Annotated in this window: 19 protein-coding genes; 18 read left to right on the forward strand and 1 reads right to left on the reverse strand. The window is 65.8% G+C overall.

Annotated features, from left to right (window positions below):
- Positions 1 to 65 precede the first annotated feature (65 nt).
- From U1E26_02475 to U1E26_02560, 18 genes are all read left to right on the forward strand, one after another.
- Positions 66 to 1,859, forward strand: coding sequence for a hypothetical protein (locus tag U1E26_02475; GenBank protein ID MDZ4168509.1), 1,794 nt, complete (start codon positions 66 to 68; stop codon positions 1,857 to 1,859).
- Between the two features lie 165 nt (positions 1,860 to 2,024).
- A complete protein-coding gene (locus U1E26_02480; protein ID MDZ4168510.1) occupies positions 2,025 to 2,939 on the forward strand; it encodes a branched-chain amino acid transaminase in 915 nt (304 codons plus the stop codon).
- Positions 2,940 to 2,947: 8 nt separating this feature from the next.
- Entirely contained in the window at positions 2,948 to 3,166 is a 219-nt protein-coding gene (locus U1E26_02485) for a hypothetical protein (protein ID MDZ4168511.1), read from the forward strand.
- Positions 3,145 to 3,726 carry a hypothetical protein gene (locus U1E26_02490; protein MDZ4168512.1) on the forward strand — a complete coding sequence of 194 codons (582 nt, stop codon included), beginning with the start codon at positions 3,145 to 3,147 and terminating at the stop codon, positions 3,724 to 3,726. Before U1E26_02485 ends, U1E26_02490 begins: the two co-directional genes overlap by 22 nt.
- Positions 3,723 to 5,300 (forward strand): citramalate synthase, encoded by a 1,578-nt coding sequence (gene cimA, locus U1E26_02495; protein MDZ4168513.1) that lies wholly within the window; start codon positions 3,723 to 3,725, stop codon positions 5,298 to 5,300. The genes U1E26_02490 and cimA overlap by 4 nt, the downstream gene beginning before the upstream one ends.
- A gap of 84 nt (positions 5,301 to 5,384) precedes the next feature.
- The gene (locus tag U1E26_02500; GenBank protein ID MDZ4168514.1) at positions 5,385 to 6,143 is read left to right on the forward strand and encodes a fumarylacetoacetate hydrolase family protein; all 759 of its coding nucleotides are present in this window, start codon (positions 5,385 to 5,387) and stop codon (positions 6,141 to 6,143) included.
- A gap of 138 nt (positions 6,144 to 6,281) precedes the next feature.
- Positions 6,282 to 6,602, forward strand: coding sequence for a YerC/YecD family TrpR-related protein (locus U1E26_02505; GenBank protein ID MDZ4168515.1), 321 nt, complete (start codon positions 6,282 to 6,284; stop codon positions 6,600 to 6,602).
- Between the two features lie 11 nt (positions 6,603 to 6,613).
- Positions 6,614 to 10,063, forward strand: a complete 3,450-nt coding sequence (dnaE, locus tag U1E26_02510) for a DNA polymerase III subunit alpha (GenBank protein ID MDZ4168516.1) — start codon at positions 6,614 to 6,616, stop codon at positions 10,061 to 10,063.
- Between the two features lie 121 nt (positions 10,064 to 10,184).
- A complete protein-coding gene (hisZ, locus tag U1E26_02515; protein ID MDZ4168517.1) occupies positions 10,185 to 11,300 on the forward strand; it encodes an ATP phosphoribosyltransferase regulatory subunit in 1,116 nt (371 codons plus the stop codon).
- Positions 11,297 to 11,971, forward strand: a complete 675-nt coding sequence (gene hisG / locus U1E26_02520; GenBank protein ID MDZ4168518.1) for an ATP phosphoribosyltransferase — start codon at positions 11,297 to 11,299, stop codon at positions 11,969 to 11,971. Before hisZ ends, hisG begins: the two co-directional genes overlap by 4 nt.
- A 72-nt stretch (positions 11,972 to 12,043) precedes the next feature.
- On the forward strand, positions 12,044 to 13,387 hold the full coding sequence (hisD, locus tag U1E26_02525; protein ID MDZ4168519.1) for a histidinol dehydrogenase: 1,344 nt from the start codon (positions 12,044 to 12,046) through the stop codon (positions 13,385 to 13,387).
- Complete coding sequence (gene hisC, locus U1E26_02530; GenBank protein MDZ4168520.1) at positions 13,384 to 14,502, forward strand: histidinol-phosphate transaminase; 1,119 nt, start codon at positions 13,384 to 13,386, stop codon at positions 14,500 to 14,502. The genes hisD and hisC overlap by 4 nt, the downstream gene beginning before the upstream one ends.
- Before the next feature lie 29 nt (positions 14,503 to 14,531).
- Positions 14,532 to 15,119 (forward strand): imidazoleglycerol-phosphate dehydratase HisB, encoded by a 588-nt coding sequence (gene hisB / locus U1E26_02535; protein ID MDZ4168521.1) that lies wholly within the window; start codon positions 14,532 to 14,534, stop codon positions 15,117 to 15,119.
- Entirely contained in the window at positions 15,116 to 15,739 is a 624-nt protein-coding gene (gene hisH / locus U1E26_02540; protein MDZ4168522.1) for an imidazole glycerol phosphate synthase subunit HisH, read from the forward strand. Before hisB ends, hisH begins: the two co-directional genes overlap by 4 nt.
- Positions 15,736 to 16,467: a 1-(5-phosphoribosyl)-5-[(5-phosphoribosylamino)methylideneamino]imidazole-4-carboxamide isomerase gene (hisA, locus tag U1E26_02545; protein MDZ4168523.1), complete on the forward strand. Its 732-nt coding sequence runs from the start codon at positions 15,736 to 15,738 to the stop codon at positions 16,465 to 16,467. The genes hisH and hisA overlap by 4 nt, the downstream gene beginning before the upstream one ends.
- Positions 16,467 to 17,234 (forward strand): imidazole glycerol phosphate synthase subunit HisF, encoded by a 768-nt coding sequence (gene hisF / locus U1E26_02550; GenBank protein MDZ4168524.1) that lies wholly within the window; start codon positions 16,467 to 16,469, stop codon positions 17,232 to 17,234. The genes hisA and hisF overlap by 1 nt, the downstream gene beginning before the upstream one ends.
- A gap of 127 nt (positions 17,235 to 17,361) precedes the next feature.
- A complete protein-coding gene (locus tag U1E26_02555) occupies positions 17,362 to 18,786 on the forward strand; it encodes a hypothetical protein (protein MDZ4168525.1) in 1,425 nt (474 codons plus the stop codon).
- Positions 18,783 to 21,986: an FG-GAP-like repeat-containing protein gene (locus tag U1E26_02560; protein MDZ4168526.1), complete on the forward strand. Its 3,204-nt coding sequence runs from the start codon at positions 18,783 to 18,785 to the stop codon at positions 21,984 to 21,986. The genes U1E26_02555 and U1E26_02560 overlap by 4 nt, the downstream gene beginning before the upstream one ends.
- A 17-nt stretch (positions 21,987 to 22,003) precedes the next feature.
- Here U1E26_02560 and U1E26_02565 read toward each other — a convergent pair whose 3' ends face one another.
- Positions 22,004 to 23,962 carry a protein kinase gene (locus tag U1E26_02565; protein MDZ4168527.1) on the reverse strand — a complete coding sequence of 653 codons (1,959 nt, stop codon included), beginning with the start codon at positions 23,960 to 23,962 and terminating at the stop codon, positions 22,004 to 22,006.
- Positions 23,963 to 24,050: the final 88 nt, after the last annotated feature.

The following is a 24,050-nucleotide window of genomic DNA, read 5'->3' on the forward strand; positions in this document are numbered from 1 at the left end:
GGTAATCGCGCTATGCTTGGTCGGTCCGTCTTCGGACGATCCCTCTGACGGGGAGGAACACCAGCGTGGCTGAGTCGTATCTTAGACGAAGACGGGAGGGGGTAGTCGCTGCGCCCGGGGCTGTGGCGTGGCCGGTCATCGTGCTGCTTGCGACGTGCCTGCTTGCTCTTGTCTCGACGCTCGGGGCCAGCCAGCAGCTCGATGCCGTCGACGGCGCCGCGGTGATGCTCGGCGTCGCCGCGCTGGTGGCGGCCTTCGGTCTTTCTTCGCGCCCCGAAGCGCTCGTACCGCGTACGCGGCTCGGATTCGCGTGGACCGCGTTCCTCGGTTGGGCCTTACTGAGTGCCGTGTTGTCGAGCCGGATCTGGGCGGCCCTCATGGGCGAAGTCACTAGCCTGCTCGGGTGGTTCACCCTCATGGCGGTCACGCTCGTTGCCGTTGCTGCCGCCCGCTTCGGGCGCGGTGCCCGGCTTGCGCTTGAGGTCGCCGCACCGGTCGTGGTGTTCGGCGAGGTCGTCGCCACCATCGTGCAACTCACGCTGGGCGATACGCCTCGCGGATCCTTGCCCAACTCCACCTACCTTGGCGAGGCGGTGCTTCTCCTGCTGCCCTTCGTCATGGCGGAAGACAGCGGTGCGCTTCGGCTCGAGCGCAGACACCGCCTATGGCTGGCGGGGTCTGCGGCGATTACGCTGGCGGCCGCTGGGTCTCGGGTCTCGGCGGTCGTGGCCATCGGCTGGTTCCTGTGGGTGCTCGCAAGCAGATCCGGCCTCAGCCGCTCGCTTAAGACCGCGGCGGCGGCAGCAACGATTATCGCTGTGGCCGTGGGCGCAATCACGTTCGCTCGTGCCGAGGTTCTCGGTTCATCAGGTGTCGAGACGCTCGGTCAGCGCCCGCAGATGTGGCGAACGGCGCTGGAGGCGACCACCACTCGCCCGCTCCTTGGCTACGGGCCCGACGGTTTCATGGCCGGGGGTGTAGCCGTCACCACGCCCGAGTGGGCCAGGCAGGGGGCCGCACTTGTGTTTCGCCCCGGCGCGGTCGATCCCCACAGCATCGTGATATGGGTGCTGGTGTCGGCGGGGGCGATTGGTCTCGCCCTGCTCGTGTGGGCGCTGGTCGAGCTTTGTTTCGCGTGGCGAGCGCGCGCACGCTTGGGAGCAGATGTTGCACCGGGGGTGTTCGCTGTCGTCGGAGCGCTTCTCGTGTTCCTGACAGCGCCTGCCGCCCTGCAGGTGCTGCCGCTGTTCGGCTTCGTACTAGGCGTGTCCCTGTGCGGCGACGATGGCGACCTCGATGGCAGCCCGCAGTCGTCGGCGGTTGGCCGGGTGATGCTTGTCCTCGCCACTCTTTCGGTACTGACCATGACCGTGAACGCAGCTACGCGCCTAGCGCTCGAAGAGCACGGCCCTGAGGTCTCACCTGCGAAGGTTCGACTCGCTCAGGCCGCAACCGACTTGTGGCGCTTTGACGCGCACCTGGCTTACCTGGCCTCACTGCACTGGGGCTGGGTGGCGGCTGCCAACCCTGCGGTGGCCTCGGCACAACCCGACTTGGTGGCCATCGAACGCGCGTACGCGGTTGACGGGCGCGACCCGTTCGTAGCGTTCGAGCGAGCGCGAACGCTACGCTTCTACGGCGCTCCGAACGAGACTATTGAGGCGGCGTTCCTCTCCACGTTCGACCGCTGGTCGCTCTTTCCACTCGCGCGCGCCGAGTACGCGGTCTTCCTTGCCCAGAACGGCCGTTTCGACGAAGCGCGGGAGCAGATTGCGATTGCACGGCTCGTTGATGATCCCGATATGCAGGCGACCAAGGCCATCGAGGCGGCGGAGGCCGAGATGGCAGCGGGCAAGTAGGGCGGCGGTTGGGGTTCGGTTGGAGACGGGCAAGGCGCAGCCGCAATCACCCTCGGCATCTTCGATGCGCCGGCCGACGAGGTCCGAGTCATCCGTTCGCACGACCCACGCGCTCGGGTACACTAGCCAGCACCTGTATCCGCCGCCTTCCGAGAGGGGTGCGTGATGTCACTGCCGACTGTGGACTACATCTGGATGGACGGCGAGTTCGTCGAGTGGGAGAAGGCGCAGATCCACGTACTCTCTCACGCGCTGCACTACGGCTCGGGCGTCTTTGAGGGCGAGCGGTGCTACGAGACCGCCGACGGCCCCGCCATCTTTCGCAGTCGCGAGCACGCCGAGCGCCTGCTGCGCAGCGCCAAGATGCTCTACATGGACCCGGGCTACTCGGCCGACGAGATCATGGAGATCAAGCGCGAGCTGATCCGCAAGAACAACCTCAAGAGCTGCTACCTTCGACCCGTCGTGTATCGCGGCTACGGCGTCATGGGTCTCGATCCGATCCCCGCGCCCACCCAGTTCTTCATCGCCGCGTGGCCGTGGGAGAGCTACCTGGGCGAGGACGGCCTCAAGAACGGTGTCGCCGTGGGCATCTCCAGCTGGCGTCAGCGCGGCATAAACGCCACTCCGCCCGCGATCAAGGCATGCGGACAGTATCTGAACAGCTCCTTCGCGCGTATCGAGGCCAACCGCCACGGTTACATGGAGGCCATCCTCTTGAACGAGGAGGGCAAGGTCTGCGAAGGCACCGGCGAGAACCTCTTCGTCGTGCGCGACGGCGTGATCTCCACCCCGCCGGTGTCCGACGGCATCCTTGCGGGCATCACGCGCGACTCGATCATGATCATCGCCGACGACCTGGGCTACCCGGTGCTCGAGGAGTCGATCGTCCGGACGGACCTGTACACCTGTGACGAGTTCTTCATGACCGGGTCCGCAGCCGAGGTTGTCCCGGTTCGCTCGGTCGACGGCTACGACCTGGGCGAACCCGGCCCCATCACCAAGGATCTCCAGGAGACGTACTTCCGCGTCGTGCGCGGCGAGGAGTCCGAGTACGAGGAGTGGCTCGACCGGGTCTAGGGGGAGCCGTGGGCGAACTCAAGCAGCAGCCGAACCGACGCCTCTACATCGAGACGCTTCGTCGCATGACGCCCGAGCAGAAGCTCCTCAAGGTCGATGAGCTGACTGAGACCTCTCGCGAACTGCTTCGGGCGGGTATCGCGGAGCGCCATCCGGAAGCGACCGAGGCCGAGCAGCACGCCATCTACCTCGAGAGGCTTGAGCGGTGTCGCAAACGCAGCTGCTGATAGACGCCGTCGATACTTTGGAGCGAGCACGCGTCGGATACCTCATGACGGGCTCTTTCGCCTCGAGCCTGCAAGGCGAGCCTCGGTCCACCCACGATGTGGATCTCGTGGTCGAAGTCGAGCCACGGATGGTCAGCGCGTTGGCCGAGGCCTTCGGCGCTCCCAGGTATTACTTCGATCAAGATGCTGCCCTGGACGCTCTGCGGCATCGAAGTATGTTCCAGTTGCTCGACACAAGTACGGGTGACAAGGTCGACTTCTGGGCCCTGACGGATGGGGACTTCGATGCAAGCAGATTCGCGCGTCGCGTCAGCGTTCAAGCGTTCGGCAGAAGCATGTGCGTATCCTCGCCAGAGGACACGATTCTGCAGAAGCTCAAGTGGGCCCAGGCTAGCGGGGGCAGCGAGCGTCACGTGCGCGACGCGACCGGGGTCTACGAGTTCCAGTCTCCCGATCTCGACGAGACGTACCTCAGTCTCTGGGCGGGCGCGCTCGGAGTCGAGAAACTGCTGGCCACCGTGCGCGAGCGAGCCACATCCGACGACGAGCGGGTAGAATGACCCCCATGGTCACCCTCTACGACACCACACTGCGCGACGGCACCCAGCGAGAAGGGATGTCGCTGTCCGCCGAGGACAAGCTGCGTATCGCGGCCAAACTCGACGTGCTCGGCGTTCACTACATCGAAGGCGGCTTCCCCGGCTCAAACCCCAAAGACATCGAGTTCTTCGAGAGGGCGCGCGACCTGAAGCTTGAGAACGCGGTTATCACAGCGTTCGGCTCCACGCGGCGCAAGGATATCGCGCCGGAAGCCGACGAGGGTCTGGCGGCACTGCTCGAAACCGGGTGTGCCGGGCTGTGCATCTTTGGCAAGGCGTGGGACGTCCACGTGACCGAGACGCTCAAGACCACGCTCGAGGAGAACCTCGCCATGGTCCGCGACTCGGTGGCGTACCTCAAGGCGGCCGGGCGCACGGTCTTCTTCGATGCCGAGCACTTCTTCGACGGCTACAAGGCAAACCCGGGCTATGCGCTTGAGGTCTGCCGCACGGCGCATGAGGCGGGCGCGGATGCCGTCGTGCTCTGCGACACCAACGGGGGCACGCTCCCGCACGAGATCATGCGGGCGGTCAACGAACTGTCGCTGGCGCTCGAGGTCCCCCTGGGCATCCACGCGCACAACGACGCCGGCTGCGCGGTGGCCAACTCGCTCGTAGCCGTCGAGGCCGGATGCGTCCACGTGCAGGGCACGGCCAACGGCTACGGTGAGCGTGCGGGCAACGCCGACCTGCTCTCGATAATCCCGTCGCTCGTGCTCAAGATGGGCGACGACTGCCTCACGCGCGAGCAGCTCAAGCTCCTCTCCGAGACGAGCCACTTCATCGCCGAGACCGCGAACCTTTCGCCCAATGCGCACCAGCCGTACGTGGGTGCCAGCGCATTCGCGCACAAGGGCGGCGTGCATGCGAGCGCGGCTGCGCGGCTCCCCGAGGCATACGAGCACGTCGACCCGACCACCGTAGGCAACCTGGCGCGCGTCGTCGTGAGCGAGCTAGCGGGGCGCGCCTCACTCACGATGAAGGCCAAGGAGCTCGGTATCGAGCTCACGGGCGATACCGCGGCCGAGGTCCTCGATTCGATCAAGGAACTCGAGCACCAGGGCTACAGCTTCGAGACGGCCGACGCTTCGCTCGCCATCATGCTCAAGAAGCGCATGGGCACCTATGAGCCGCTCTTCCGCCTGGAGTCCTTCCGCGTCATCGCCGAGAAGCGCGAAGACGGACGCGTGATGACCGAGGCCACGATCAAGGTCCACGTGAAGGGGCACCGCTACATCGCCACGGCCGAGGGTAACGGTCCCGTCAACGCTTTGGACAAGGCGTTGCGCATCGCCATCGAACGCTTCTATCCGGCGCTTGCCGACATTACGCTCGAGGACTTCAAGGTACGCGTGCTCGAGGACAAGAAGGGCACCGGCGCGGTCACGCGGGTCTTCATCGAGACCGGCGACCGGCACGAGTCCTGGGGTACCGTCGGCGTATCGGAGAACATCATCGAGGCCTCGTGGGAGGCGCTCGTGGATTCGGTGGAGTACGGGCTGTCGCGGGCCTCACGCCCGCCGCTCACGGAATGACCACACCAGGCGGGCAGGAGAACGGCATCGCTTATGGAAGATGAAAGCGAAACCGATTCCCTCAAGCGCGTCCGGGAGAGTGGTATGCGAGTTGTCCGGGTGCTTCACGAGGGTGACTGCCGCTACGGACTGGCTGACGAGGACACGGTCACCCTTCTGAGCGATGAGCCGTTCGCGGCGTGGGAGCCCGAGGGAATCCTCGCGCTTCACGAAGTACGCCTGCTGGCACCCACCCTGCCGACCAAAGTGGTGTGCGTCGGGCTGAACTATCGCGGCCACATCGCCGAGATGGGCCACGAGATGCCCACCGAGCCGGTCATCTTCCTGAAGCCGTCCACCTCGGTCATCGCGACCCAGCAGACCATTCCGCTGCCGCCGGGTGTCGGTCGCGTCGACTACGAGGCGGAGCTTGGGGTGGTCATCGGCCGCCGCACGCACAACGCCACGCGAGACGAGGCGATGGCGAACGTTCTCGGGTTCACGTGCGGCAACGACGTGACCGCACGCGATCTGCAGAAGCGCGACGGTCAGTGGTCGCGCGCCAAGGGCTTCGATGGGTTCTGTCCGCTCGGACCGTGGATCGAGACCGACGTGGACCCCGCCGACCTCGCGCTGGAGTGCTTGGTCAATGGCGAGATACGCCAGACGGCGCGTACCAGTGACATGCTCTTCGACCCCTACGAGCTGGTGAGTTTCGCGAGCACCGTCATGACGCTCGTGCCCGGAGATGTCGTGCTCACCGGCACGCCTGCCGGTATCGGCCCGCTCCACCACGGCGACGTGGTCGAGGTGCGCATCGAGGGCGTCGGTTCGCTCGTCAACGTCGTCGGAGAGCCCTGCTGACCGCTGGTGCCCACGCGTTGCCGCTTGTCGCGAACGGGCCACCGTTCGGCTATCCACAGGCACATCATGTCGTCCCTGCGTGCTATCCTCACCCCGACATCTTGTGGTTCACGCCGTTTCTTGGGGAGTAGTCAGTTCATGCCCGCAGACCGCCTTCGCACGCGCGAGGTGGAGCAGTTGCTCCGCGCGTTTCTCATGCTCGAGAGCCCCGACGACGCCTTTGCGTTGCTCGAGGACGTGTGCACCGTGCGCGAGCTTCAGGAGATGGCCAGCCGGCTTGAAGTCGCACGACTTCTGGACGCCGGAGAGCACTACACCGCGATCCAGGAGCGCACCGGCGCGTCGGCAACCACCATCTCTCGCGTCAGCAAGGCGCTCAACTACGGTGCCGATGGATACCGTCGCGTCCTCGACCGGCTCGCCGAGGCCTCAGGGCCTGACGCGCCGATGAAGTCGTAGAGGAGGGCACGATGTCCTTCGTTCACCTCCACACGCACAGCGAGTACTCGCTCCTCGACGGCGCGGCACGCGTCACCGACCTCGTCAAGCGGGCCGGGGAGCTTGAGATGCCGGCGCTCGCCATCACCGACCACGGCTACATGTATGGCGCTGTGGACTTCTTCCGCACGGCCACGGAGGCGGGCATCAAGCCCATCATCGGTTGCGAGGTCTACTTCATGCCGGAGCGGGTGCTGTCCGGCGGGCAGCCCGGTCTGTACCACCTCGTGCTGCTGGCGAAGAACGATATCGGCTATCGCAACCTCATGGCCATCGTCTCCGACGCCGCCGTCAACGGCTTCTACTACAAGCCTCAGGTCGACCTAGCCACGCTGCAGCGGCATGCCGAGGGCATCATCTGCACCTCGGCGTGCATGAGCGGCATCGTCTCGAAGTCCATCGAGCAGGGCTCTCCGGATGAGGCCCGGGTCTGGGCCGAGCGGTTCGCTTCCACCTTCGCGCCGGGCGACTTCTATCTGGAGATCCAGAACCAAGGCATCACCGCCAGCAACGGGGTCACGCAGGCGCAGCTGGCTGCTGCCATCGCGTCCATCGGGCGCGAGACAGGCATCCCGCTCGTGGCCACGAACGACATCCACTACTTGCGACGCAGTGATGCCGAGACGCAGGACCTTTTGCTGTGCATCGGCACCAACTCGACGGTCGATCAGCCCGGACGCATGAAGTTCTCCTGTGACGAGTTCTTCATGAAGTCTTCCGAGGAGATGGCTGCCGCGTTGCCCGAGTATGCCGAGGCGCTCGCCAACACCGTAGAGGTTGCCGAGAAGTGCAACGTCTCGATCGAGTTCGACAAGATCATCTTGCCGGGATTCACCGTGCCTGAGGGACACGATGTGGAGTCGTTCTTGCGCGCCGAGTGCATCACGGGTCTGCTCGAGCGCTACGGCGATCCCCTTCCCGATGAAGTGGTCGAACGTCTCGACTACGAGCTGGGGATCATCAACGACAAGGGCTTTGCCGCCTACTTCCTCATCGTCGCCGACTTCACCCGCTGGGCCAAGGAGCAGGGTATCGGCGTGGGCCCGGGTCGCGGCAGCGCGGCCGGCTCGATCATCGCCTACTCGCTCGGTATCACGGCGCTCGATCCCATCGAGCACGGTCTGCTGTTTGAGCGTTTCTTGAACCCCGAGCGCTCGGAGATGCCCGATATCGACATGGACTTTGACGACGAGCGTCGTCAAGAGGTCATCGAGCACGTGCGCGAGCAGTACGGCGCCGACAAGGTCGCCCAGATTATCACGTTCGGCAAGATGAAAGCACGCGCAGCCGTGCGCGATGCCGGACGGGTGCTCGGATACCCGTACGGGGTGCCGGACAAGATCAGCAAGATGATCCTCGAAGATCTGGGCGCCACCATCGAAGGTTCGCTGGCGGCCAACTCCGAGTTCAAGTCCGACTACGAGACCAATCCCGACACCAAGCGCATCGTGGATGCCGCCATCTCGCTTGAGAACATCACGCGCGGCGAGGGTGTGCACGCGGCCGGTGTCGTCATCTGCCGCGACCCGCTTCACCATCACGTGCCCATCAAGTACGACACCAAGGGCGGCGCGGTCATCACGCAGTACGACGGTCCGACCGTCGCCCAGATGGGTCTGCTCAAGATGGACTTTCTCGGGCTGCGCACGCTGACCGTCATCGCCAAGGCCGTCGGCAACGTCGCGCGCAATCACGGCATCACCCTGGTGCCCGACGACTTCCCGCTCGACGACCCGCAGACCTTCGAGTTGCTGCAGAAGGGTGACACCGCAGGCGTGTTCCAGGTGGAATCGGGCGGCATGCGCCAGCTGCTCAAGCGACTGCAGCCGACGTGCTTTGCCGACGTCGTCGCCATCCTGGCTCTTTACCGGCCTGGACCGCTCAAGTCGGGCATGGTGGACGACTTCGTCGACCGCAAGAACGGCAAGCGCGCCGTCACCTACTACGACGAGCGACTCAAGCCGCTGCTGGAGGACACCTACGGCGCCATCGTCTACCAGGAACAGGTCATGCGCATCTCCATGCTCATGAGCGGCTTTTCGGCCGGCAAGGCGGACAAGCTGCGCAAGGCCATGGGCAAGAAGCAGCTCGAGGCGCTCGAGGCCCTCGAGGGCGACTGGACCGAGGGCGCCGCCGCCAACGGCTACGACCCGGAAGTGGCCAAGAAGATGTGGGCCGACATCCTGCCGTTCGCCGAGTACGCGTTCAACAAGAGCCACTCCGCGGCATACGGCCTGCTCACGATGCAGACCGCCTACCTCCGGGCCCACTACCCGCTCGAGTTCATGGCGGCTGTGCTCACGAGCTACACCGGCAAGACCGACGAGATCGTGAAGTACGTGGCCGAGTGCAACCGCTCGGGCATGACCGTGCTGCCTCCTGATGTGAACTCCTCGGGTCGCGACTTCACCGCCGTGCCCGGCGAGGGGATTCGCTTCGGGCTCGCGGGCATCAGAGGCGTGGGCGAAGGAGTCGTCGAGGGCATCGAGGCCGCGCGCACGTCCGGGGGCGATTTCAAGTCCCTCCATGACTTCTGCGAGCGCGTCGATCTCAAGCAGATGAATCGCAAGACGCTTGAGGCGCTCGTCAAGGCGGGCGCGTTCGACTCCACGGGCTACTCGCGCCGTCAGCTCATGAACTTCGTTGAAGAGGGCGGCGTTCTTGAGGCGGCCAACAAGCGCCAGAAAGACCGCGATGCCGGTCAGTTCTCCATGTTCGACTTGGTGGACGCTGCGGATCACGGGTTCAACGACGAGGCGCCCGAGGCGGACGGAATCGAGTGGGATAAGCGCATCAAGCTCGGGTTCGAGAAGGAGATGCTCGGCATCTACGTCTCCGATCACCCGCTCCGCGAGATCGAGGAGATGCTGCGTGAGGCGCAAGACGCGTCCCTCGGCGACCTCGAGGGCCTGACTCCGGGGCGCGAGTCGTGGTTCGCCGGGCTGCTCAGCTCGGTGACCCGCAAGCCCACGAAGAAGGGCAACATGATGGCGATCCTGGGGCTTGAGGACCTCGAGGGCGCCGCCGAAGTCGTGATGTTCCCGCAGATCTACGAGCGCTTCCGTGATGCCGTCGAGGTGGATGCGGTGGTGCGGATCAAGGCGAAGGTCGAGACCGACGACCGCGGCCTGAAGCTCATCGCGTCCGACATCCAGCCCTTCGACGGCGCGGGCTTCAACAAGCCGCCCCGGCGCATCGTCATCAAGACCGACGGTGGCGCACTGGTCAACGGGCGTGCCACCTCGCTCAAGGAGATCCTGACCCGCTATCCCGGGCGCGATGTCGTCGAGCTGCGGGTGCACGATGACGAGAACGACAAGACGATCGTGTGCACGATGCCGGAGAGGGTCAACAGCGAGGCGAGCGCGCTGCACGCCGAGCTCAGAGAGCTGTTCGGCATCTCCGCGGTCGCTGCTGCCTGAGAGGGTCTGCGGGGGACGGTTGCACTCTAGCACTCTACTGTGATAGAGTGGTGCTCATCGGGTACCTGTGAGGGTCGGACCCGAGAGTTCCTTCGCCCAAGCCAACAGGAGTCGAGCACGTATGCGCCCAATCACCCCGCGGGGATTTCGTGATGTTCTGCCCGAAGAGGCCGCCGAGCGAGAAGCGGTCAGTGCTGCGATCGCCGCGGTGTTCTCGTCATGGGGCTACGACCCGGTCGAAACACCCGTCGTCGAGGTGTACGAGACGCTGTCCGCCGCCGCGGGCGACCTGCAGGGCACGGCGTTTCGCCTGTTCGATCTGGACGGGCGGCTGCTGGCGCTTCGCCCCGACGTGACGGTGCCCGTCGCCCGGCTGTATGCGGCTCGCATGGCGCACGACGCTGGCATCAGGCGATTCCGCTACCGGGCCGAGGTGTTTCGCGAGCACGAATCGCTGCGGGGTCAGAACCGCCAGTTCACGCAACTGGGGGTCGAACTGGTGGGTGCGGGAGGCCCGGCTGCTGACGCCGAGGTCGTCGCGGTCCTGGTCGAGGCGCTGGCCGCTTCAGGGCTCGCCGACTTCACCGTGGCGGTTGGCGACGTCGCGGTGCTGATCGCGCTGCTCGACGCGGCCGGACCCGGTGCGGGCGAAGCGTGGCGAGCCGACGTTCTGGCTGCCGCGCACGATCGCAACTTCGTGGCGCTTGACGCGCTTGCGGCACGCGTGGGCGGCGACGTCGGTACCGCGCTTGCGGAGGTCGTGCGCCTGCGCGGCGGCGTGGAAGCCATCGAGCGCTGCCGGGCCATCGTGGAGCCGGTCGTGGGTACGCGTGAGGTCGATGACTTCGCGCGGACCTGGCAGCTGCTTGAAGCCGCGGGGGTCACCGACCACGTCATGGTCGACTTCGGCGTCATCCGCTCCTTCGACTACTACACGGGACTCGTTCTCGAGGCCTACGCACCCGGGCTCGGCGTCGCGTTAGGCGGCGGGGGGCGCTACGACACGTTGCTCGCGGCCTATGATGCGCCGGCGCCCGCTGCCGGGTTCGCCATCGGGCTTGAGCGTCTCTCCATCGCGCTGGCGGACCAAGGCGTCGTCGTGCCGGTCCAGCCGAGCGCCGCGGTCGTGGGCGGTGATGCGGCCGCTGCGTTCACTGAGGCAGCGCGACGCCGCGCAGCCGGCGAGCGGGTGGCGCTTGGAGCAGAGGTATTCGCCGGCGAGGAGGTGGCGTCGTGATCGCGACCGCTCGCGGCAACGGCAAAGGCGGCGGCAGGCTACGCGTCGCCGTACCTAAGGGTGCGCTATTCCCCGGCTCGATCGAGGCCCTGCGCGACGCTGGGCTCGACGTGGAGGGGCTCGCCGATCCTGGCCGGCAGCTCATCGTGACCACGGCCGATGCTGAGTTCATCATCTCCAAGCCCACCGACGTGCCGGTCTACGTGGCCTACGGCGCAGCGGACTGCGGCATCGCGGGGCGTGACGTGCTCGTCGAGGCCGGGCTCGACGTGGTCGAGCTTGTGGACCTGGGCTTCGGCGGCTGTCGGTTCGTGGTGGCAGAGCGCGAGGACGCACCGGACCTCGCGGAGCGCTATCGCCACGTCGGCGTGATCCGCGTGGCCACCAAGTACCCGCGCATCGCCGAGATCCACTTCGCGTCCAAGGGCGTTCAGGTTGAGATCGTGAAGCTCTACGGCAACATCGAGCTGGCGCCGCTCATCGGCATCGCCGATGTGATCGTCGACATCACGGCAACGGGAACGACGCTTCGGGAGAACAAGCTGCGAATCGTTGAGGATGTGCTACCTTCCACCGCTCGGTTCATCGGTAATCCGGCCTCCACGCGCACCGACCCGCGCGTGGTCGACTTGGCTGACCGCTTGTCAGAAGGCTCGGTAGAATCCACGTAAGAACGTACGCTTCCCGCGCTCACGCGGGGATGAAGAACAAGCAAGGACGTAACGACGAAAGCGAGTGACCTGATGCTCAGAAGAATCGTGCTCAAGCCCAGCCAGCGTCTCACCGAGGCCGATCTCGCGCGCTCGGGCGGCGTGGACGCCGAGATCATCGGCGTGGCGGCGCGCATCGTCGACGACGTGCGGACGCGCGGCGATGAAGCGCTGCGCGACCTCACGAAGCAGTTCGATAAGTGCGACCTCGATGACTTCCGGGTGACCGAAGCCGAGATTGACGCTGCGGTCGCTCAGTGCGAGCCGGCGTTTCTCGATGCGATCACTGCGGCAGCCGCCGCAATCGAGGAGTTCCACGCTCGCCAGGTGCAGCAGTCGTGGTTCACCGCGCAGGAGGGTGGGGTGTTCCTGGGCCAGAAGGTCACGCCGCTGTGCCGCGTGGGAATCTACGTGCCCGGAGGCCGCGCGAAGTACCCGTCAAGCGTGCTGATGTGCGCGATTCCGGCTCAGGTGGCAGGGGTTGGCGATATCGCGATGGTCGTGCCGCCGGATGCCGACGGTAGCGTGAACCCGTACACGCTGGCGGCCGCAGCCGAGGCGGGCGTCACCGAGATCTACAAGGTCGGGGGCGCCCAGGCCGTCGCAGCGCTCGCGTACGGAACGGCGAGCATCCCGCGCGTGGACAAGATCGTCGGTCCGGGCAACGCGTATGTGACCGCAGCCAAGAAGCTCGTGATGGGCGACGTCGGCATCGACATGCTGGCCGGTCCGAGCGAGGTGCTCGTGCTGGCCGACGAGACCGCGATACCCGCCTTCGTCGCCATCGATCTGATGGCACAGGCCGAGCACGACCCGCGCGCGGCCACCTACCTCGTGACCACCGACCCCGAGCTTCCCGATCTGGTGGAAGAGGCGCTCGGGTTGCTTCTGGCCGAGTCTCCGCGTGGCGAGATCACCCAGCGCTCGCTCGTGGACAACGGCGTGGCCATCGTGTGCCCGGATATCGTCGCGGCGCTCGATACCGTCGACCTCGTGGCCCCGGAGCACCTGGAGATCCAGTGCTCTGACGCCTTCGACCTGCTCGGCAGCATCAACAACGCCGGCGCCATCTTCCTCGGGCACTGGACGTGCGAAAGCGTCGGAGACTACATCGCCGGCCCTAACCACGTTCTGCCCACGGGTGGCACGGCCCGCTTCTCCAGTCCGCTGTCGGTGGACGACTTCGTGAAGAAGTCGAGCGTGCTGTCCTATTCGTACGACGCGCTCGAGCTGGACGGCCCCACCGTGATCGAGCTGGCCGAGAAGGAGGGCCTGTGGGCCCACGCGCGGGCTGTCTCTTTGCGGATTGACGCCATCGAAGCAGAGCGGGCCGGCGAGTTCGACGAGGGTCTTGACGATGCCGAGGAGCGCTTGTGAACAGTTTTCGTGAACCACGCCCTGAGCTTGAGGGGCTCATATCGTATGACGCCAAGGATGTGCGGGCTGACGTCATGCTGGCCTCCAACGAGCACCCGCTGAACCTGCCCGCAGAGGTCGTGTCCAAGCTCAAGGAACGGTTGGCCGACTTCAACTTCAACCGCTATCCGGACCCCACTGCCACCGAGCTTCGCAAGCTGCTCGCCGAGGCCAACGGACTCGACCCGGAAAACGTCCTGATCGGCAACGGCGGCGACGAGCTCATCTTCGACCTGCTGCTGGCGTGGGGCGGACCCGGGCGAAAGCTGCTCGACACCCCGCCGACCTTCTCGATGTATGCCATCGACGCGACGGTCACCGGCACCGAGGTGGTGCGCATACCGCGCCAAGCCGACTTCTCGCTTGATGAAGCGGCGATTCTTGCGCGGGTGGCCGAGGGCGACATCGATCTCATCATGCTCGCCAACCCCAATAACCCCACGGGCAACCTTATCGACGAGGGCTTCCTGATCGACCTGCTCAAGGCGACCGATGCCATCGTGCTCGTGGATGAGGCGTACTTCGAGTTCAGCCGCCACACGATGCGCCCGCACATGACGAGGCACCCCAACCTCGTGCTGCTGCGCACGTTCTCCAAGGCATTCTCGCTTGCCGGACTGCGGGTGGGCTACCTGCTGGGCCACGCGGACGTGGTCCGGGAGCTCATGAAGGTGCGGCAGCCTTACTCGGTCAACGCATTCTCGCAGTGGGTGGCCTCGGTCGTGTTCCGCGAGCGTGTTGCGTTCGAGCAGTCCATCAGCGAGATCATGCGCGGCCGCGACCAGCTCATGCACGGGCTCGATATGTTCTCTGAGGTGGAGGTCTTCCCGACCGAGGCGAACTTCGTGCTGTTTCGCGTCGAGCACGCGAGCGCCCTGTGGCGCGACCTGCTGCACAGCTATTCGGTGCTGGTGCGGGACTTCACGCGTTCGCCGGGGCTTGAGAACTGCCTGCGTGTGACGGTGGGGACGCACGAGGAGAATCAACTCTTCTTGGAGGCAATGGACCAGGTGCTCGCCACGCGGCGTGCATCAGATCACTTCGGCGAGAAGGCGACGGCTGCTCGTCACGGCTGAGACCGTGACCACAACGGAAAGGCGATGCGATGGGCCGCACGGCGACGATGACCCGCACGACGGGGGAGACCGACATCACGCTGACACTGGACCTCGATGGGACGGGGAAGACGTCGGTTCAGACCGGTGTGCCGTTCTTCGACCACATGCTCGATGCGTTCGGGCGGCACGCGACGTTCGACCTCGCGGTGGCGGCCACCGGCGACGTGGAGATCGACGCGCACCACACCGTCGAAGACGTCGGCATCGTGCTGGGTAGCGCGCTCTCCGAGGCGCTTGCAGACAAGGCCGGAATCACCCGCTTCGGCGACGCGGTGGTGCCCATGGACGAAGCGCTTGTGCTCGCGGCGGTGGACGTGAGCGGTCGCGGGCAGCTGCACTACGCCGTCGAGCTGCCCATCGAGATCATCGGCACGTTCGATACGACGCTGGCCAAGGAGTTTCTGGTGGCGTTCGCGTCGAGTGCGGGCCTCACGCTGCACGTGCGCTCCTTCACCGGCGAGAACGCCCACCACATCATCGAGGCGGTCTTCAAGGCGGTCGCGCGCGCGGTGCGCACGGCGGTCTCCATCGACCCGCGCGTGAGCGGTGTGCCGTCGACGAAGGGCTCCCTGTGATCGCGATCGTCGACTACCGCATGGGCAACCTGCGCAGCGTGCAGAAGGGTTTCGAGCACGCTGGCGTGGCTGACGTCGTTGTGACCGACGATCCGACCGTGGTCGAGCGAGCCGACGGAATCGTGCTGCCGGGCGTCGGCGCCTTTCGCGACGCCGCCGCCAATCTGCGCCAGAGCGGCTGCGAGGAGGTCATGCTCCGCCGCGTGCGCGAGGGCACGCCGTTCCTCGGCATCTGCCTGGGACTGCAGTTGCTTGCTGATGTGGGGCTTGAGGATGGCGAGTGGGAGGGCCTGGGCCTGGTGCCGGGCACCTGCGAGCGCCTTCCCGGCGGCGTGAAGATCCCGCACATCGGCTGGAATACCGTCGAGTACCCGCGCGAGAGCCCGCTCTTTGAGGGCATCGACGAGTCGACGGCCTTCTACTTCGTGCACAGCTATCGGATCGTGCCCGCCGATGAGAGCGTCATCATCGGGTCGACCGAGTACGGCGTGCGCTTTGCAGCGGCCGTGCAGGTGGGGCCGGCCGCGTTCGCCGTTCAGTTCCACCCCGAGAAATCGTCGACGATGGGCTTGAAGCTGCTCGCCAACTTCGGACGAATCGTGAAAGGGGCACGCGCATGATCGTTCTACCGGCCATCGACCTGCTGGGCGGGCGCGCCGTACGGCTCGCGCAGGGCGACTACGAACGCGTGACGGTCTACAACGAGGATCCGGTCGCCCAGGCGCGCGAGTTCGCTGAAGCGGGAGCCGAGTGGATCCACGTCGTGGACCTCGACGGCGCACGCGACGGCGTTCCGGGCAACACCGAGGTCATCGAGCGGATCGTCGCCGAAGTGGGCATCCCGGTGCAGACGGGCGGCGGTATCCGGACGCTTGAGACCATGGTTCGTCTCGTGGGCGCGGGAGCAAGTCGCCTTGTGCTCGGAACGAAGCTTGCGACGGACCCGGCCTTCGTGCGCGAGGCGGTGGCGCGCTTCGGCGACCGCGTCGCGGCCGGCATCGACGCGCGCGACGGGATGGTCGCGGTGCAGGGCTGGCGAGAAGGCACGGCGACACCGGCCGCCGAGCTCGTCGCTGAACTGCGCGACCTGGGCGTGGGGCACCTCGTCTACACGGACATCTCGCGCGACGGCATGCAGACCGGCGTGAGCGTCGATGCCTACGAGCAGATCGCCGAGACCGCCGGGTTCCCGGTGATCGCGAGCGGCGGCGTGTCCACGCTCGACGACTTCCGCGAACTGGCAGCGCTCGGCCCGGATGTCATCGCCGGCGCCATCACCGGGCGCGCGCTGTACGAAGGCGCGTTCAAGCTCAAGCACGCGATCCTGGCCGCGCGGGGCCAGTACTGATGCTGATGAAACGCGTCATACCCTGCCTCGACGTACATGAGGGGCGCGTGGTCAAGGGCGTCAACTTCGTGAACCTGCGTGACGCCGGTGACCCGGTGGAGATGGCGGCGATCTACGACAAGGCCGGCGCCGACGAGGTCGTTTTCCTCGACATCACGGCGAGCCACGAGGAGCGCCCGAGCATGCTCGACGTGGCCACCCGCACCGCCGAGGAGTGTTTCATCCCCTACACCGTCGGTGGCGGCATGCGCTCGTCCGCCGATATCCGCGCGATGCTCAAGGCGGGCGCGGACAAGATATCGCTGAACTCCGCTGCGGTGAGGGCGCCTGAGCTCATCACCGAGACGAGCCGCATCTACGGCGCTCAGTGCATCGTCACCGCGATCGACGCACGGCGTGTTCCCGGCTCCTCGCCGGCGCGCTGGGAGGTCTTCATCAACGGCGGGCGCATCAACACCGAGATGGACGCGGTCGCGTGGGCGGCGGAGGCTGAGCGGCTCGGCAGCGGCGAGATCCTGCTCACGAGCATGGACTGCGACGGCGTCAAGGATGGCTACGACATCGACCTGACCCGGGCCGTCACCCGTGCCGTGAACGTGCCGGTCATCGCCAGCGGGGGAGCGGGGGAGCTCGACCACTTCGCCGAGGTTGTCATCGAGGCCGACGCCGATGCGGTGCTGGCCGCGAGCGTCTTCCACTTCGGGACGTACACCGTCAAGCAGGTCAAGGAGCACATGCGCGCCGCGGGCATAGCGGTGCGGGTGTAGGGGCGATAGACTGCAGTTGAGCGCGAATAGGGTTGTGCGAAGGGGGCTTTGCGATGCGTGCGGTAGTTGCATACCACCTAGACATCACGAGGCGATTGAGGCGCGCTGTGGTCAGGTGGCAGGAATCGTGAGGTTTGCGATTTGGACGGTGCGACTCTGCTGCATCTTCGCGGCAGCGTCTGCGATCTGCCTACCCGATTCCGCCATCGCAGTTGAACCGAGTGAACTTGTCCTCGCTACGACGCCGGAGCTGAGTGACACGGGACTGCTCGACGTTCTGATTCCTGCATTCGAATCGCAGAACCCGCACTACTCTGTCCGGACTGTCGTGGTTGGATCAGGCGCTGCTATTGCACTCGCCAACGCGAGAGACGTCGACGCCCTGCTGGTCAACACCACCCAGCAGTCGGAATCCCTTTACTACAAGGGTGTCGCGGTGTGGCGCCTGCCATACTTCAGCTTCGACTCAGTCTTGCTCGGTCCGGAGTCCAATCCTGCGGGAGTGCTTCGAAGTGAATCCGCCACGCAGTCGTTTGACAGGATCGCGCGAGCCGGAGGGCTCTTCGTTCCGCGAAGCGACGGCTCGCCATGCGACCTGAAGGAGTTGGAGATCTGGAAGGCGTGCGGAAATCCGCAGTTGGGGAAGCCGTGGTATCTGTCGACGGCAACGAGAGACGCCACCGGGGCGATCCTAATGGCAGAATCGCTGCGAGCCTACACCCTGACGGAACGCCACGTTTGGCTCAGGGCAAGGGCGTCGGGGGCTATGCCTGATTTGGAAGTCGTGAACGAAGGGTCACCTGCGTACGTGGTGCCGTGCAGTCTGCTTGGGGTATTCGGAGCACGGAACCGAGAGGCCGCATCCGCCTTCGGGATCTGGATGGCCGGTATACCCGCTCGCAACCTCGTGGCGCGGTTCGGAAGGGCGGACTGGGGCTACGAGGTCTTCAAGGTGAGTCCGGGAAATCGGGATGTCCGGCTCGTGGGTGCTCAGTCAAGGACCGTGTCGTATGGACGCACGGTCTCCATCATGGCGGAGGTATTTGAACACGAGGCCATCGGTCGTCCGATCCAAGTGAGTCTTACAACGAGGGACTCATCGCGCACCGTTGACGCGTACTCAGCGGGGGGCTTCGCGAAGTACGTGTGGGCGCCGACCTCCCGCACCACCGTGCGAGCGCGGACTGCCGACTCGAGTGCGGCCCCAGCCGGCACATGGTCTGAGCCCGTCGAGGTCCGGGTCGCACACGCCGTCTCAGCGCCGACGGTCTCGGCGTACTCGGTCAAGCGCATGCAACGGATCCGCATCTCTGGCAAGGTGGTGCCCAAGCATGCTGTGGGCACGAAGGTGCGCGTCGAGGTCAAGAACCCCAAGGGTGTCGTGAAGACCTACACCACGAAGGTGACCTCGACCGCGTCGGGGTCCTGCACCTGGGTGCTCAACGGCGCACTGGACCTCAAGGGTACCTGGCGTTTCCGCGCGACCCTTGCGGGCGACCCGGCGCACGCAACAGGAACCAGCGGTTGGAGCAGGGGAGTGGTGGTGCGGTGAGGCGGGCGGCACACCTCATCACGAAGGCGATGGCCGGCCTGGCGTTGATCGCGTTGTGCTTGGCAGGAGGAGCCTTCGTGCCCGCCTCCGCGGCGGCTATCCCGCAGCTGCTCAACGTTGCGGGCGATTTCAACGCCGACGGCCTGACTGACCTAGCGCGCTGCGTCGACGCCGGCGGAGGGACCTTCAACATGTGGTTCTTCATGTCGGACGGCACGCAGTTCCAAGTGAAGAAGTCGAGTCTCGTCGCTGGCTGGGGTTACACGCTCGCGCACTGGCTTGCGGGTGATGTCGACGGCGACGGGCGCGATGAACTGGTGGCCTTCTATAACTACGGTGGTACGAGCTGCGCGATCTGGGTCTTCGAGGTTGACGGTACCAGTCTCTCAGGCAGTAGGCCTTGGTACGTTCCGAGCGGGTGGGAATGGGCCCGCGTGAAGCCCTTCATTGGCGACATCGACGGGGATGGTCGCGATGAGATTCTGGCTGCCTACGACCACGGCGGGGACTCTACAGGCATCTGGACTTGGGACATCGATGCGGCCAGCGTCACTCCAAGGCGCGACTGGTACACCGCCTCGAGCTACAACTGGAGCAACTCGAACTACCTGTGCGGTGACGTCGATGGCAACGGCGTCGATGAGATCATCTCCTACTACAACTACTCCTTGGGCAGTACCGGAATCTGGCTGTTCAGCCGCCAACCAGACGGATCGATCATCACGCTTGGCCGGAAGTGGTTCGTCTCCAGCGGTTGGGACTACAACGCGGTCAAGCCGGTAGCCGGTGATGTCGACGGTGACGGCCGCGATGAGATCGCGCTGCTGTACAACTACAACGGCTGGAATGGCTGGGCTATCGGGTTGTGGACGAAGGATGCCGAGACCAACCCTATGACCCCGACTCAGCGCCCTTGGACGCCTCCATCGGGGTCATGGTCCTGGGATCGCGTGTCCACGGTCATAGGGGACGCCGACGGAGACGGCAAGGACGAGCTGATGGGCTTCTACGACTACGGTTCCGAGTCGTGGGGTCTGTTCTGCTGGCGGCCGGATCGTGACAATTGGTGGGCTTTCAAGTTCTGGAACAAAGGCGCTGGCGCATGGTCCGAGGCCGCCATGCCGATGCAGACATCTTCCTTTGCGATTGTCGATAATCTCGCTCCCACGACGCTCATCTCCGGAGTTGCAGCCGGATGGTCAAAGACCCCGGTGACGTTCACGTTGAGGGCCAGTGACGGCACGGGTGGACGTGGGGTCAAGGCAGTCAACTACCGCCTTAACGGGGGTGCACAGGTTCTGTATGCGAACCCGGTGACCGTCGCCACGGAAGGCGAGACAACCGTCGAATACTGGGCGACGGACGTCGTGGTGCCACCGAACACCGAGACGGCGAAGTCCGCAGTGATCAAGGTCGATATGACGCCACCCGTGACCGCGAGCGATGCAGTCCCGTCGTACCAGCGGTCGGCCTCGATTCGACTGACCGCAGCAGATGCAAGATCCGGCGTCGCGACTACCCAGTACCGATTGGATGGGGGGAACTGGGTTACGGGAAACGTAGTGAGCACGGATGTGGGCGGATTGCACACCCTGGGCCTACGCTCCACCGACGTGGCGGGCAACGTCGAGAACGAGCGCACGGTCACCTTCACGGTCGAGATGTTCCCCGCTTCGATTTCCTTCTCGGTCACCTCGGCATCCCCGCGCGCGGGCGATTCCGTTACGGTGTCGGGGCGGCTTACGGCAGCGAACGGATCGGCGCTCTCAGGTGTGGCGGTGAAACTGCAGCGCTCTTCGGACGGCTCGGTCTGGACTGATGCCGCCAACGCGACGACCAACGCGTCAGGCGACTTCTCGATCGCCGTCACGCCGTCGGGGGCCACGCATTACCGTGTCACGAGTGCCTCGACCGCGACGCACGGGTCGGCCACGTCGCCCGGCACTCTCGTGACTCCGGTGCTGCGCTCGACCACGCTCACCCTTGCGGGTCCGGCGAGCACCCCACGCGCCGTAGCCTCCTTCACGCTGTCGGGGCGGCTCACCGAGTCTCCCTCCGCCGGGGTCTCGGGGGCGGCGGTGAAGGTCCAGCGCTCGACGGACGGCTCGACGTGGACCGACATCGGCACGGCGACCACGAACGGCGCGGGCGACTTCACTTTCTCCGCCTCGCACGCAGCAGGCGCCTTCTACCGCGCGCTGTTCGCCGCCACGGCAACGCATGCCGCATCGAGCGCGAACGCGGTGCGAGTCGGTGTCTCGGAGCCCGACGACGAGCCTTCCGGGGCCAGCGCGCCCTCCGTATTCCCGCTCTCGGGTTCGATCCGTGACGGCGATGACGTCCGCGACGTCTACCGCATCACCACCGACGGTTCCGGACATCCCGTCGACCTCGGACTCACCGGCCCCGCCTCAGCGGACTTCAGGCTCGCGGTCTATTCGGCGTCCGCGTCCTCGCTGGACGGTACCTCCGCGCTCATGCGCTCGGGCGGCACCGTGTGGCCACGCGGTGTGCGCCTTCCCAACGCCGCAGCCGAGGAGCTGCTGCTCGTCGTCGAGCGCCACAGCGGCTCCGGCTCCTACGCTGTCGCGCGCACCGATCACCTCTCACCCGAGGTGGAGAGCGACACGGCCTCGCCGATCACGGTTCGCTACGGTTCGACCACCCGTATCTCCGCATCGGTGATCGAGCGTCCGTGGATGGCGGGATCCATGCCCGTGCAGGTGCGGGTCGTCGCAGCCGGAAAGGCCCGCTACTACTCCGCGACCGCACTGGGCGGCGTCATGGCCTTCTCCTTCAAGCCGACCGCGCGCTCGGTGGTGTCGATGCGCTCGGCTTCGAGCCCGAACTCACCGGCCGGCGCGTGGTCGGCTCCTGTCGAGGTGCGGGTGGCACACGCCGTCTCAGCGCCGACGGTCTCGGCGTACTCGGTCAAGCGCATGCAACGGATCCGCATCTCCGGCAAGGTGGTGCCCAAGCATGCTGTGGGCACGAAGGTGCGCGTCGAGGTCAAGAATCCCAAGGGTGTCGTGAAGACTTACACCGCCAAGGTGACCTCGACCGCGTCGGGGTCCTGCACCTGGGCGCTCAACGGCGCACTCGATCTCAAGGGCACCTGGCGCTTCCGCGCGACCCTTCCAGGTGACTCGGCGCACGAACAGGGCACGAGCGGTTGGAGCAGGGGAGTGGTGGTGCGGTGATGCAGGTGGCTCTCGTCCTACCAGAATCGCGTGCCGTCGGTGCTGCCGCCTCCGCTTGAGCCCGTGCTCGTGCGAGGGGCGCTTGCTCTCGGCTTCGGCGCGGCCTTGACTGCGACGGTCTTGGGCGCGCTGAAGCTCTTGGTGAAGTAGGGCGTTGCGGCGAAGAGCGCGCGCACGTAGTACGAACCGGTGCTCGATGGCTTCCAAGGAACGGTGACGCTACCGTTCTCGTCCGTTGCGCCCGTCTTGATGTCCTTCCACGTCTCTTTGTCCTTCGACCACTGGAAGGTGATCTTCGCCTTCCCGACGCGGTCCGTGGTCTCGGCGTTGCGCAACACCGCGATGAGCATGGCGGACTGGCCTGCCGTCAGTTTCTGGTCATCGATGTCGAGGGCCACAGACGTCGGTTGCGGACCGGTTAGGGTGACGGCGATTCTGGTCCCGGTGGCCGCGCGGGAGCCTGCTGCGGGGTCCTGCTCCAAGACCTTGTATCCTGTCGCCGGCTCAAGCGGTGCGCCGCTGGTGTCGACCGGCGTCAGCTCAAACTTCGCATACTCAGCAATCTCGGACGCGGACGCCCAGGTCTTTCCGGTCAGCTCCGGCACTTCGATTTCATTCGGCGATTCTGCTTGGGTCGTCGGTGCGCTCTGGGCATCCGAACTGCGAGAGCCCATCGCGAATACGCCCACAGCGATCAGCCCGAGGGTTGCGATGGCGACGACGACTGCAATGGTCCTTCGCGTTCGGGATGGTGCCGGCACGTTGTCACGCGCTACCTTCTGCTCGGGTACGGGCATCACGTGGGTCGTGGTCGACTTTCGCACCGGGGCTCGCAGCGCCGACGCGGGACTAGGTGGCGCCGCCGGCGTCGCTTCTGACGTCGGCGTCTTCTGCGAACGGGCCTCAAGCCCTGGAATCAGCGCAGTAGATTCGGCTGACGGCGCGGAGTCCTTGGGCGGACGCGCAGCCTCTTTGATCGGGGAGACACTTGGTCCGATTGCGGCCAGTGGACCCGCGACCCCGGCGCTATCCGCCGTGTCGCTATCCGGCACATCGAACACGGTGGCCTCGGCCAGGTCGACGATGGTCGCGTCGACGAAGTCAACGGAGTCCGCCGATCTGAGCACCGCGGGCACAGCGTTCCACGCCGCGCGCATCTCCGACGCGCTCGAGTAGCGGGCGTCGGGATCCTTCTCCAGCGCGCGCATGATCACGGCTGACACTTCGGGCATCAGCTGCGGGTTCACGTCATCGGGCGCGACCGGCTGCTCGTGGGCGACCCGGTACAGGATTGTGGCCACACTCGTGTCGCCCGAGCCCGAGAAGGGGCTTACTCCCGTCAAGAGCACGTAGGCGAGCACGCCGATGGAGAACAGGTCGGTTCGGGCGTCGATGGCCGCACCCCGCACCTGCTCCGGAGACATGTAGGCCGGCGTGCCGAGTACCGTTCCCACGGTCGTGAGCGTCTCGTTAGAGGTGAGATGTGCGACGCCGAAGTCCGCGAGCTTGATGTGATTCTCCGGAGTGACGAAGATGTTGTCGGGCTTCAGGTCTCGGTGGATTACGCCCCGGCTGTGGGCGTATCCGACGGCGTCGAGCAGCTCGTCGATGATGCGCACACCGAGGTCGGGAGACACGCGCGTGCGCCGGATGAGGTCGGTGAGAACCTCGCCCTCGACAAGCTCCATGACCATGCCCGGACGTCCGTCGAACACCCCCGCGGCGTGCACTGTGACGATTCCGGAGTGCTTCAGGCGGGCGACGGCTTTGGCCTCGCGGACGAACCTCTCTTGGTACTCGGACACGACCCGCTCGCTGGCCCCGTGCGGCATGACGGGCTCTTTGATCGCGACCTCGCGGTCAAGGGCTGGGTCATACGCGCGCCAGACAACCGCCATGGCGCCACGTCCGAGCTCCCCGATGGCTAACGTCCCCGGTAGTGGTGTACGAGTTCCCGAGGGTCGCCTGACAAACAGGCGGCCACTGCTCCATCCTTGAGGTCGACCAAGACCCGAACCAAGGAGGAGACAGTGACCAAGGACAAGATGGACCGCCTGACGTGGC

This window comes from Coriobacteriia bacterium (assembly GCA_034370385.1).
Taxonomy (GTDB): Bacteria; Actinomycetota; Coriobacteriia; order Anaerosomatales; family PHET01; genus JAXMKZ01.

Bases quoted from the DNA above. Each gene is read 5' to 3' on its own strand.
- hisZ (MDZ4168517.1), top strand. From the start codon at position 10,185: ATGCGCCCAATCACCCCGCGGGGATTTCGTGATGTTCTGCCCGAAGAG.
- hisB (MDZ4168521.1), top strand. From the start codon at position 14,532: ATGGGCCGCACGGCGACGATGACCCGCACGACGGGGGAGACCGACATC.
- dnaE (MDZ4168516.1), top strand. From the start codon at position 6,614: ATGTCCTTCGTTCACCTCCACACGCACAGCGAGTACTCGCTCCTCGAC.
- hisD (MDZ4168519.1), top strand. From the start codon at position 12,044: ATGCTCAGAAGAATCGTGCTCAAGCCCAGCCAGCGTCTCACCGAGGCC.
- U1E26_02505 (MDZ4168515.1), top strand. From the start codon at position 6,282: ATGCCCGCAGACCGCCTTCGCACGCGCGAGGTGGAGCAGTTGCTCCGC.
- U1E26_02480 (MDZ4168510.1), top strand. From the start codon at position 2,025: ATGTCACTGCCGACTGTGGACTACATCTGGATGGACGGCGAGTTCGTC.
- U1E26_02500 (MDZ4168514.1), top strand. From the start codon at position 5,385: ATGCGAGTTGTCCGGGTGCTTCACGAGGGTGACTGCCGCTACGGACTG.
- hisF (MDZ4168524.1), top strand. From the start codon at position 16,467: ATGCTGATGAAACGCGTCATACCCTGCCTCGACGTACATGAGGGGCGC.
- hisA (MDZ4168523.1), top strand. From the start codon at position 15,736: ATGATCGTTCTACCGGCCATCGACCTGCTGGGCGGGCGCGCCGTACGG.
- cimA (MDZ4168513.1), top strand. From the start codon at position 3,723: ATGACCCCCATGGTCACCCTCTACGACACCACACTGCGCGACGGCACC.